Here is a 12,572-nt window from a genome sequence, read left to right on the forward strand (position 1 = left end):
AATTAGCACTTGAGAGAAAAGAGTGCTAATGAGGTGAAAACATGATAACAGATAGACAATTAAGCATTTTAAATGCAATTGTTGAAGATTATGTTGATTATGGACAACCCATTGGTTCTAAAACACTGATCGATCGTCACAATTTAAATGTAAGTCCTGCGACGATACGTAACGAAATGAAACAACTTGAGGATATGAATTTCATTGAGAAAGTCCATACTTCCTCGGGACGTTCACCATCTGAATTAGGTTTTAGATATTATGTTAATCAATTATTAGAACAAACATCTCATCAAAATTCAAACAAAATTCAACGTTTAAATCAATTAATGGTTGAGAATCATTATGATACATCATCTGCTTTGTCTTACTTCGCAAATGAATTATCAATGATGTCTCAATATGCAACGTTGGTTGTTCGTCCTAATCATAATCAAGATATTATAAATAATATTCATTTGATTCGTGCTAATACACATTTAGTGATTATGGTTATCGTATTTTCATCAGGTCATGTTGAAAATGTGCATCTAACATCCGAACTACCTTTAACCAATGATGAATTAAATAAAATATCAAACTTCTTGTCACAACAATATGATGAGTTAGTTAAAGGTCAGATTGAAGAGATAGATAGATTTGCACAAGATCAAAATGAAGCTCATTTTATTAAACAACTAATTAAAATGATGAATTTACACATTTCCAATCAAAGTAATAGCATTTACATGGGTGGAAAGGTTAAACTGATTGATGCATTGAATGAATCAAATGTATCTTCAATTCAACCCATCCTGCAATATATCGAATCAAATCGAATTGTAGAGCTATTAGATGATATATCTACATCTCATATCAATGTAAAAATTGGTAAAGAGATAGATGAAAATTTAAGCGATATATCCATCGTAACAACTCAGTATCACTTTGATGAGAAACTCAAAGGTCAAATTGCGGTTATTGGACCAACTGCGATGCATTATCAAAATGTGATTCAATTACTCAACCAAATTTGGTAATGTAATTAGAATTGTATTGGAGGGCACAAAATGACAGAAAAAGACGAATCAGTGAAACAAAATGCTGAATCACAAACAGAAGAAACAACAGAAAACAACTCTGAAGAAGCATCTAATTCAGTAGAAAACACTGAATCTAATAATTCGCAAGATGTTGAAACAAATGAAGAAGCGACAAAAAAGGATGCTTCAAATGAAGATGATGAAAATGTAGATCCAAAAGATCAAGAAATTGAACGTTTGCAACAATTAGCAAATGATAATGAAGAAAAATATTTAAGATTATATGCAGAATTCGAAAATTATAAACGTCGAATTCAAAATGAAAACAAAATCAATAAAACCTATCAAGCTCAAGGCGTCTTAACTGACATATTACCAACAATTGATAATATTGAACGCGCACTTCAAATTGAAGGAGATAATGATTCATTTAAATCACTTCAAAAAGGTGTTCAAATGGTACATGAAAGCCTATTAAGAGCTCTGAAAGATAATGGTCTTGAAGAAATTGAATCTGAAGGTCAATCTTTTGATCCAAATGTACATCAAGCTGTAGTTCAAGATGATAATCCTGAATATGAATCAGGTGTTATCACACAAGAATTACAAAAAGGGTACAAATTAAAAGATAGAGTATTAAGACCATCAATGGTTAAAGTAAACCAATAAAAATTGGCGAAAAAACATTGAACAAAATGATTAATCAAAATGGAGGAATTTTATTATGAGTAAAGTAATCGGTATAGACTTAGGAACAACAAACTCTTGTGTATCAGTATTAGAAGGAGACGAACCAAAAGTAATTCAAAACCCTGAGGGTGCACGTACTACTCCATCAGTAGTTGCATTTAAAAATGGCGAAACTCAAGTTGGTGAAGTAGCTAAAAGACAAGCAATCACTAACCCAAATACTGTACAGTCAATCAAACGTCATATGGGTACAGATTATAAAGTAGATATTGAAGGTAAATCATATACACCTCAAGAAATTTCAGCAATGATTTTACAAAACTTAAAAAATACTGCTGAAAGTTATTTAGGCGATAAAGTTGAAAAAGCTGTAATTACAGTTCCAGCTTACTTCAATGATGCTGAACGTCAAGCAACTAAAGATGCTGGTAAAATTGCTGGATTAGAAGTAGAACGTATCATTAACGAACCTACTGCAGCAGCATTAGCATATGGTTTAGATAAAACTGAACAAGATCAAAAAGTATTAGTATTTGACTTAGGTGGCGGTACTTTCGACGTTTCAATCCTAGAATTAGGTGACGGTGTATTCGAAGTACTTTCTACAGCAGGTGATAATAAACTAGGTGGGGATGACTTTGACCAAGTTATTATCGACTACTTAGTTTCTGAATTCAAAAAAGAAAACGGTGTAGATTTATCACAAGATAAAATGGCATTACAACGTCTTAAAGATGCAGCAGAAAAAGCTAAAAAAGACTTATCAGGCGTATCTCAAACACAAATTTCATTACCATTCATCTCTGCAGGAGAAAGTGGTCCATTACACTTAGAAATCAACTTAACTCGTTCAAAATTTGAAGAATTAGCAGATTCATTAATTAAACGTACAATGGAACCAACTCGTCAAGCTATGAAAGATGCTGGATTATCAAATTCTGATATCGATGAAGTAATCTTAGTTGGTGGTTCAACACGTATTCCAGCAGTTCAAGATGCAGTTAAAAAAGAAATTGGTAAAGATCCACATAAAGGTGTTAACCCAGACGAAGTTGTTGCAATGGGTGCAGCAATTCAAGGTGGCGTAATCACTGGCGATGTTAAAGACGTAGTATTATTAGACGTAACGCCATTATCATTAGGTATTGAAATTATGGGTGGTCGTATGAATACGTTAATTGAACGTAATACAACAATCCCAACTTCAAAATCACAAGTATATTCTACAGCGGCTGATAATCAACCAGCAGTAGATATCCACGTATTACAAGGTGAACGTCCAATGGCGTCAGACAATAAAACACTTGGTAGATTCCAATTAACTGATATTCCACCAGCACCACGTGGTGTACCTCAAATCGAAGTGACTTTCGATATCGATAAAAACGGTATTGTTAACGTAACTGCTAAAGACTTAGGTACTAATAAAGAACAAAATATTACAATCCAATCAAGTTCTTCATTATCAGATGATGAAATCGATCGTATGGTTAAAGACGCAGAAGAAAATGCTGAAGCAGATAAAAAACGTCGTGAAGAAGTAGACTTAAGAAACGAAGCAGATAGTTTAGTATTCCAAGTAGAAAAAACAATCAATGATTTAGGTGAAAATATCGGTGAAGATGATAAGAAAAATGCTGAAGATAAAAAAGATGCATTAAAATCAGCACTTGAAGGTGAAGATATCGACGATATTAAAGCTAAAAAAGAAGAGCTTGAAAAAGTTGTTCAAGATTTATCAGCTAAAGTATATCAACAGGCTCAACAAGCACAACAACAAGCTCAAGGTGCAGCTGGTGAACAAAACCAAGATAGCACTGTTGAAGATGCAGAATTTAAAGAAGTTAAAGATGACGAAGATAAAAAATAATATCTAATTCAATTGAATTAACTTCTTGCAAAGCTATTAAAAAAGTCAAAGTCAATTGCACATTGGCTTTGGCTTTTTATTTGGATAGTTAATATGAATTAGTTAAACTAATCTTGTTAGTATAAAAAGGAGAGGTTACTGTGGCCAAAAGAGATTATTATGAGGTCTTAGGAGTAAGTAAAGGTGCTTCTAAAGACGAAATTAAAAAAGCTTACAGAAAATTATCGAAAAAATATCATCCCGACATCAATAAAGAAGAAGGCGCAGATGAAAAATTTAAAGAAATATCTGAAGCATATGAAGTGTTAAGTGATGATAATAAAAGAGCAAATTATGATCAATTCGGACATGCTGGCGCTCAAGGTGGTTTCGGTAGTCAAGGCTTTGGCGGAGGCGACTTTGGCGGATTTAGTGGAGGTGGCTTCGAAGATATTTTCAGTTCATTCTTCGGCGGTGCCTCAAGACAACGTGATCCTAATGCACCACGTAAAGGTGATGACCTACAATATACGATGACTATCACATTTGACGAAGCAGTATTCGGTGGTAAAAAAGAAATTTCAATTCGCAAAGATGTCACTTGTCATACATGTGATGGTGAAGGTGCAAAACCTGGAACTAATAAGAAAACATGTAGTTATTGTAACGGAGCAGGATCAGTTTCAGTAGAACAAAATACGATTCTAGGTAGAGTTAGAACAGAACAAGTTTGTCCTAAATGTGAAGGTAGCGGTCAAGAGTTTGAAGAACCATGTCCAACATGTCATGGTAAAGGAACTGAAAATAAAACAGTCAAATTAGAAGTCACTATCCCTGAAGGTGTTGATAATGAACAACAAATACGTCTTGCTGGCGAAGGTTCTCCAGGTGTTAACGGTGGTCCTAGTGGCGACTTATATGTTGTTTTCAGAGTTAAACCTTCTGAAGTATTCAAACGTGATGGCGATGATATTTATTATGATTTAAATATTAGTTTCCCTCAAGCCGCATTAGGTGATGAAGTTAAAATCCCTACTTTAAATAGTAATGTCGTATTAACAATTCCTGCAGGTACACAAACTGGAAAACAATTCCGCCTAAAAGATAAAGGTATTAAAAATGTACACGGATATGGACATGGTGACTTATTTGTTAATATTAAGGTGCTAACACCAACTAAAATGACGGAACGTCAAAAAGAATTAATGAAAGAATTTGCAGATATAAATGGTGAAGAATTAACTGAGCAACCATCTAATTTTAAAGATAAAGCAAAAAGATTCTTTAAAGGAGAATAAAAATAATGAATTGGACGGAACTATCAATCGTAGTAAACCATGATGTTGAATATTTGGTTACAGATATACTAGAAAATTATGGATCAAATGGAGTAGTTATAGAAGATTCCAATGACTTAATCAATCCACCAGAAGATAAATTTGGCGAGATTTACGAATTAAATAGCGAAGATTATCCATCAGAAGGTGTTAGATTAAAAGCTTACTTTAATGAAATGACCTTTGATGATACAATGCTATCTAATATAGAGAAGGACATTTTATCGCTACAAGATATCGATCAGAACATTTTAAATATTTCACATCAAACAATTGCAGAAGCAGATTGGGAAAATGAATGGAAAAATTATTTTCATCCTTTCAGAGCATCTGAAACATTTACGATTGTTCCTAGTTGGGAAACCTATACTAAAGAATCAGCAAATGAACTTTGTATAGAATTAGACCCTGGAATGGCTTTTGGTACTGGAGATCATCCCACAACAAGTATGTGTTTAAAAGCAATTGAGCACTTTGTAGAGCCTCAACATTCTGTAATCGATGTAGGTACTGGGTCAGGTATTTTAAGTATTGCAAGTCACTTGATTGGTGTTAAAAGAATTAAAGCTTTAGATATCGATGAGATGGCAGTCAATGTAGCCAAAGAGAATTTCGAAAAGAATCATTGTTTAAACGCGATCGAAGCAGTTCCTGGCAATTTGTTAAAAGATGAAAAAGAACATTTTGATATAGTTATTGCAAATATTTTAGCTCATATTATTGATGAAATGATAGAAGACGCTTATAATACAGTCAATGAAGATGGTTATTTTATAACTTCCGGTATTATTGAAGAAAAATACGAAGATATTGAATCACATATGAAGCGTGTAGGTTTTAAAATTATTTCAGTTCAACATGACAACGGTTGGGTTTGTATCGTTGGTCAGAAAGTGAGTGACTAATTTGCAAAGATATTTTATCAATCAAAACGCTGATGAAAGTCAGCGTTTTTTTATTACAAATAAAGAAGATATACATCATATTAAGAATGTGATGAGACATAGTGAAGGCCAACTGATAGTCATCACATTTAATGATCAAAATGTCTATACATGTAAAATCATCCATTTAGCAGATCAAGAAGTAGAAGTTGAATTAATAGAAAAGCAAGATATTGATACTGAGTTACCGCAGCATATTACGATATGCAGTGGGTTAATTAAAGCAGATAAATACGAATGGATGATTCAAAAGGCAACTGAACTAGGTGCTAGTGGATTTATAGCTGTTGAAATGCAACGTTCTATAGTTAAATTAAATCATACAAAGGTGTCAAAAAAGCTTGAAAGATGGCAAAAAATTATAAAAGAAGCGGCTGAACAAAGTTATCGATTAACTATTCCACATATCAGTTATCTATCGAATTCAAAGTCAATTTGTGATATTATAAATCAGTATGATTATGTCCTTGTTGCTTATGAAGAAGAAGCTAAACATGGTGAAATCAGTCATTTTAAGCATATGTTAAAGCAATTTAAGCCACAAGATCGTGTATTACTTATATTTGGTCCTGAAGGCGGACTATCTGATGAAGAAGTGTCAATGTTAAAATCTCATTCACAGTTAGTTGGTTTAGGACCAAGAATTTTACGGGCAGAAACAGCGCCATTATATACATTAGGCGCATTAAGTTATGAAAAAGAATTAATGGGGTGAACAATATGTCCACAGTTGCGTTTCACACTTTAGGTTGTAAAGTTAACCACTATGAAACAGAAGCAATTTGGCAATTATTTAAGGAAGCAGATTACGAGCGAGTTGATTTTGAAACAAATGCAGATGTATTTGTTATCAATACTTGTACTGTAACTAATACTGGTGATAAAAAAAGTAGACAAATCATTAGAAGAGCAATCAGAAAAAATCCAGACGCTGTCGTTTGTGTTACTGGTTGCTATGCGCAAACATCTTCAGCAGAAATTATGGAGATTCCTGGCGTAGATGTCGTAGTAGGAACACAAGATAGACATAAATTACTAGATTATATAGATGAGTTCCAAAAAGAACGTCAACCAATTAATGGTGTAGGTAACATCATGAAAAACCGTAAATATGAAGAATTAGATGTACCATACTTCACAGATAGAACAAGAGCATCCTTAAAAATACAAGAAGGTTGTAATAATTTCTGTACATTCTGTATTATTCCATGGGCACGTGGTTTAATGAGATCAAGAGATCCTGAAAAAGTTGTAGAACAAGCTACAACATTAGTTAACGCGGGTTATAAAGAAATTGTTTTAACTGGTATCCATACAGGTGGATATGGTCAAGATCTTAAGAATTACAACTTAGCACAATTATTAAGAGATTTAGATCAAGTGGATGGTTTAGAACGTATTCGTATTTCTTCTATTGAAGCAAGTCAACTGACTGATGAAGTCATTGATGTCTTAGAACGTTCAAACAAAATCGTAAGACATTTACATGTACCGTTGCAATCTGGTTCTGATACGGTTCTTAAACGTATGAGACGTAAATACACTATGGAACATTTCTCTGAAAGAATTACTAAACTACATGAAGCATTACCAGATGTTGCAATAACGAGTGATGTTATCGTAGGTTTCCCTGGTGAAACTGAAGAAGAATTTCAAGAAACGTATGACTTTATTGTTAAACATAAATTTTCTGAATTACACGTTTTCCCATATTCATCTAGAATTGGAACACCAGCAGCAAGAATGGACGATCAAATTGATGAAGAAATCAAAAATGAACGTGTTCACAAATTAATTGCATTAAGTGATCAACTTGCAAAAGAGTATGCTTCAAAATTTGAAGACGAAGTACTAGAAGTTATTCCTGAAGAAAAAGGCGAAAAACCAAATACATTAGTAGGATATGCTGATAATTACATGAAAGTAGAATTTGAAGGTTCTGAAGATTTAATTGGTCAAATTATTAAAGTAAAAATTCAAAAAGCTGATTATCCTTTAAACTACGGGAAAGCTATCCGTATCGTAGAACATGCAACAAATAAATCAGAACATGAAGTACTAGTTTAATTATTTTAAAAATATAAATTTTAGTAATTGACCGGATATTGGAGATATATTATACTAATTAAAGCATAGTTTTACCTATGCACTTGAATATATAAATTTCCGTTGATATTTGGAGGGAGGGAAATACAGATGTCTAAAACAGTAGTACGTAAAAATGAATCACTTGAAGATGCTTTACGTCGATTTAAGCGTTCAGTTTCAAAAAGTGGTACTATCCAAGAAGTACGTAAACGTGAATTTTACGAAAAACCTAGTGTTAAACGTAAAAAGAAATCAGAAGCTGCACGTAAACGTAAATTCAAATAATTAATAACTCTGTTGACTCCCTCAACAAGAATGTTAATTATAAATATGAAACACCTCAGTTTGTAATCTGAGGTGTTTTTTGTTTGCTTTTTACAGTAAATTAAATTCATTGTTTATAACAAATCCCTCTGTAATTACTATTAATTTATACAAATTATTTTTTTATATATTAGTGAATCACTATAATATGACTGCGTTTTCATGTATAATTATTTTGAGAGCGAGGTGAAAGAATGGGATATCTAAATGAAATACATACGTTACTCTTAACTCATTTTTCATCAGAGAATAATTGGGTTAATGACATTGCTAATATTATTGTTCATCCATTGGTATCACTTATTCTTACATGTATTATATTTTTAGGCTTTTTATATCAATTGTATTCTAAAAGGATTAATTTTATTGGTATTATCGCTTCGTTAGCCTTATTAATCATGTTTTTAGGCTTTCTAATGCAAGGTGATGTCAATATTTTATCAGTCATATTATTTGCAGTGGGTGTTATTTTCGTCATTATTGAATTATTTGTCGTGGGAGCAGTCATTGGTATGATTGGCATGATTTTAATAACAATAAGCATAGTCATGTTAGGTAATAACTTATTACTCATGCTAGGTAATGTCATCGTAGCCTTAATATTATCAATCATTGAATGGGTGATTTTAGTTAAATTATTCAAAAGAAAGATTCCATTTTTGGAAAAGGTCATTTTAAAAGATTCAACAAATACTGAATCTGGATATACGTCTCATGATGATCGCTCTCATTTAGTTGGTAAAACAGCTCGAACTATTACTGATTTAAGACCAGCTGGTATCATAACTTGCGATGATGATCGTATCGATGCAGTTTCTGATGGTACGTTTATATTAAGAAATAGACAAGTCAAAATACTAGAGGTTGAAGGTACACGAGTTGTTGTAAGAGAAATAGAATAATATAAAAGGAGAGATAAAATGTTTAGTATAGGATTTATTATAATTGCAGTTGTAATTATTGTAGCCTTATTAATACTTTTCTCATTTGTACCGGTAGGTCTTTGGATTTCTGCTTTAGCTGCTGGTGTACATGTTGGTATTGGTACATTAGTAGGTATGCGTTTAAGAAGAGTATCACCTAGAAAAGTAATTGGACCATTAATTAAAGCGCACAAAGCTGGATTGAATTTAAAAACAAATCAACTTGAATCACATTATCTTGCTGGAGGTAATGTAGATAGAGTTGTAGACGCTAATATCGCCGCGCAACGTGCTGATATAGATTTGCCATTTGAACGAGGTGCAGCAATAGATTTAGCAGGTAGAGATGTATTAGAAGCAGTTCAAATGTCAGTTAACCCTAAAGTTATTGAAACACCATTTATTGCCGGTGTAGCTATGAACGGTATCGAAGTTAAAGCGAAAGCCCGCATTACTGTTCGCGCTAATATTGCTCGTTTAGTAGGTGGTGCTGGTGAAGAAACTATCATCGCTCGTGTAGGTGAAGGTATTGTTTCAACAATTGGTTCTAGTAAACATCATACAGAAGTACTTGAAAATCCTGACAATATTTCTAAAACAGTTTTAAGTAAAGGATTAGACTCAGGGACTGCTTTTGAAATACTTTCAATTGATATTGCCGATGTAGATATTAGTAAAAATATTGGTGCAGATTTACAAACTGAACAAGCACTTGCCGATAAAAATATTGCGCAAGCTAAAGCTGAAGAACGTCGTGCTATGGCTGTAGCTTCTGAACAAGAAATGAAAGCACGAGTACAAGAAATGCGTGCTAAAGTTGTAGAAGCTGAATCAGAAGTACCTCTAGCAATGGCAGAAGCTCTAAGATCAGGAAATATTGGCGTTAAAGATTACTATAATCTTAAAAATATAGAAGCCGATACTGGTATGAGAAATGCTATTAATAAGCGTACTGATCAAAATGATGATGAATCACCAGAACAATAACTGTGGGGTGATTAAATGAGTATTGGGGTAATTATTTTTGTCATATCTGTGATAGCGACAATCATTAGTACCATACGTGATAATAGTCATAAAGAAAGACAGAATCAAAAGCCACCACAATCACCTAAAGATAATCAACAACCCAAGACAGGTGGTTTCTTTGAAGAAATTGAAAAAACATTCAAAGAAATAAATGATGAGATTAATGGAGATACAACTACTGAAAAGAAAAAGAAATACGAAGATACATTGCCACCCATTAATCAAGAATTAGATAAAACCGAACAGACAACAGAAGAGAAGCATAGAAGGCCAACAGATTATGATGATTCAATTCCTAAACCAGATCCGACACCATATCATAATGAAAAAGATATACGTGAGCCAGTTAAACAATCATCAACAAGAGATGAAAATTCTGAGAACTTACGTAAAGCATTAGAGAAAAATCTTCATCAAGATCTTAAAAATGTTAGAAGTGAAATTGATAGAGAGAAAGAAAAACAACTTGCTCTTATCGAACAAAAAGCGCAGGATATTATCAATGATAAATATTTATCTGAACGCACTAAACGAATAAGATTAAAACAATTACTTAATTCTCAAAATATAGAACGTAATATGTCTAAATCAGCATTTCAATTCGACAATGATGAAGTCGTTAATGGTATCATCTGGTCGGAAATTTTGGCCAAACCTAAACAACTTTAATGATCTACCTATTGGATTCTATCCAATAGGTTTTTTTATTTTTTAATTTCGAATGTAATACTGATTAAAATATAATTTGAGTCACTTTAAAGAATTTAGTAATATTTAATTAAGAATGATTGAATCAATTAAATCTACCGAATTAACCGACTTGATTGAATTATTTAAAATAAAACGAAATAGAATCAATGTAAGTCTAACAATGGTATAATATAAGTATATTAACCCATATATGGGTATAGTGAATTATAAATATGTTTTTTGAAAAGGAGCGCGTTTATGCCTGGTATAATTCAAATCGACGACATTAATCAATCCCAAGCTTTAATAGGTAACAATGATGAACATTTAAAAGCTATAGAAGATAGTTTTGATGTCGTAATACATGCTCGTGGTCAAGAAATTGCGGTTAAAGGTGAAAAAATTGAGCATGTAGAAAAAGCCGAATTAGTGCTTACCAATTTATTGAAAGTGATTGAATTGGGAAATAATATAACGCTAAAAGATGTAGAAGCTGCTATTAAAATGGCGGAAAATGGAACAATTCAACAACTTTTAGACTTATATGATGAAGAAATTACTAAAGATGCTTTTGGCAAAACCATCCGCGTTAAAACTATGGGTCAGCGAATGTACGTAAATGCTATGTATCGAAATGATTTAGTCTTTGGTATAGGTCCTGCAGGAACAGGTAAAACATTTTTAGCAGTGGTCTATGCTGCTAAACAATTACGTAAAGGAAATGTTAAACGTATCGTATTAACACGTCCAGCAGTTGAAGCGGGTGAATCATTGGGATTTTTACCTGGTGATTTAAAAGAGAAAGTCGATCCATATTTAAGACCATTATATGATGGATTAAATACCGTGCTAGGTAGAGAACAAACCGCACGATTTATAGAACGTGGTATTATAGAAATTGCACCATTAGCATACATGCGTGGACGTACGTTAGACGATGCTTTTGTTATTTTAGATGAAGCACAAAATACAACTCATGCTCAAATGAAAATGTTTTTAACTCGTTTAGGATTTGGTTCTAAGATGGTAGTTACAGGTGATCAAACACAAATCGACTTACCAAAAGGTGTTAAAAGTGGATTGAAAGAAGCAGTTAAAAAGTTACATGGTGTTAAAGGGATTAATATTATGAAACTTGATCAAGATGATGTAGTGAGACATCCACTTGTAAGTAAAATTATAGATAGATACGAGGGAGAGGACTAAATGTTTACTATAGATTTTAGTGATCATACTGAGTTAGTTAAAGACGAATGGTATGAACAAATTGAAAAGCTACTTAATTTTGCTAAGCAGGAAGAACAAATAAACGAAGATGCTGAATTATCTATTACCTTCGTAGATAAATCTGAAATTCAAGAGATTAATAAGATGTATAGAGACAAAGACAAAGTTACGGATGTCATATCTTTTGCACTTGAAGAAGATGAGCCAGACATTGATATGAGTGAATTTAATATACCTAGAGTATTAGGAGACATCATTATTTGTACTGATGTCGCTCAAGAACAATCAGAATCATATGGTCATTCTTTTGAAAGAGAGCTTGGATTTTTAGCATTACATGGCTTTCTTCACTTACTAGGCTATGATCATATGAATGAGGAAGATGAGAAAGAAATGTTTGGTCGTCAGGATGCTATTTTAAATGCATATGGATTGACGAGAGACTAGTG

13 protein-coding genes are annotated in these 12,572 nt (G+C 32.7%); all 13 read left to right on the top strand.

Annotated elements, in window-relative coordinates:
* Positions 1–41: 41 nt before the first annotated feature.
* The 13 genes from hrcA (at position 42) to ybeY (ending at position 12,570) form a co-directional block, all read left to right on the top strand.
* Positions 42–1,019 (top strand): heat-inducible transcriptional repressor HrcA, encoded by a 978-nt coding sequence (gene hrcA, locus P7F85_RS06125; protein WP_002465661.1) that lies wholly within the window; start codon positions 42–44, stop codon positions 1,017–1,019.
* 30 nt (positions 1,020–1,049) lie between these two features.
* Complete coding sequence (gene grpE / locus P7F85_RS06130) at positions 1,050–1,691, top strand: nucleotide exchange factor GrpE (protein ID WP_002465679.1); 642 nt, start codon at positions 1,050–1,052, stop codon at positions 1,689–1,691.
* A gap of 55 nt (positions 1,692–1,746) precedes the next feature.
* Entirely contained in the window at positions 1,747–3,582 is a 1,836-nt protein-coding gene (gene dnaK / locus P7F85_RS06135; RefSeq protein ID WP_015364955.1) for a molecular chaperone DnaK, read from the top strand.
* A 140-nt stretch (positions 3,583–3,722) separates the two neighbouring features.
* Positions 3,723–4,859: a molecular chaperone DnaJ gene (dnaJ, locus tag P7F85_RS06140; protein ID WP_002465686.1), complete on the top strand. Its 1,137-nt coding sequence runs from the start codon at positions 3,723–3,725 to the stop codon at positions 4,857–4,859.
* A gap of 5 nt (positions 4,860–4,864) precedes the next feature.
* Complete coding sequence (gene prmA, locus P7F85_RS06145; RefSeq protein ID WP_002465674.1) at positions 4,865–5,803, top strand: 50S ribosomal protein L11 methyltransferase; 939 nt, start codon at positions 4,865–4,867, stop codon at positions 5,801–5,803.
* A gap of 1 nt (position 5,804) precedes the next feature.
* Positions 5,805–6,557 (top strand): 16S rRNA (uracil(1498)-N(3))-methyltransferase, encoded by a 753-nt coding sequence (locus tag P7F85_RS06150; protein ID WP_002465678.1) that lies wholly within the window; start codon positions 5,805–5,807, stop codon positions 6,555–6,557.
* A gap of 5 nt (positions 6,558–6,562) precedes the next feature.
* A complete protein-coding gene (gene mtaB, locus P7F85_RS06155) occupies positions 6,563–7,909 on the top strand; it encodes a tRNA (N(6)-L-threonylcarbamoyladenosine(37)-C(2))-methylthiotransferase MtaB (RefSeq protein WP_002465658.1) in 1,347 nt (448 codons plus the stop codon).
* Positions 7,910–8,038: 129 nt separating this feature from the next.
* Positions 8,039–8,215 carry a 30S ribosomal protein S21 gene (rpsU, locus tag P7F85_RS06160; protein WP_000048060.1) on the top strand — a complete coding sequence of 59 codons (177 nt, stop codon included), beginning with the start codon at positions 8,039–8,041 and terminating at the stop codon, positions 8,213–8,215.
* A 233-nt stretch (positions 8,216–8,448) separates the two neighbouring features.
* Positions 8,449–9,156, top strand: a complete 708-nt coding sequence (locus P7F85_RS06165; protein ID WP_002465671.1) for an NfeD family protein — start codon at positions 8,449–8,451, stop codon at positions 9,154–9,156.
* Positions 9,157–9,174: 18 nt separating this feature from the next.
* Entirely contained in the window at positions 9,175–10,164 is a 990-nt protein-coding gene (gene floA, locus P7F85_RS06170) for a flotillin-like protein FloA (RefSeq protein WP_002465685.1), read from the top strand.
* A gap of 15 nt (positions 10,165–10,179) precedes the next feature.
* Entirely contained in the window at positions 10,180–10,875 is a 696-nt protein-coding gene (locus P7F85_RS06175; protein WP_002465664.1) for a hypothetical protein, read from the top strand.
* Between the two features lie 279 nt (positions 10,876–11,154).
* Positions 11,155–12,102, top strand: a complete 948-nt coding sequence (locus P7F85_RS06180; protein WP_002465656.1) for a PhoH family protein — start codon at positions 11,155–11,157, stop codon at positions 12,100–12,102.
* Positions 12,103–12,570, top strand: a complete 468-nt coding sequence (gene ybeY / locus P7F85_RS06185; RefSeq protein WP_002465659.1) for an rRNA maturation RNase YbeY — start codon at positions 12,103–12,105, stop codon at positions 12,568–12,570. It abuts the gene before it with no gap.
* The last annotated feature ends 2 nt before the right edge of the window (positions 12,571–12,572 follow it).

It is taken from the genome of Staphylococcus sp. aM (genome assembly GCF_052975125.1).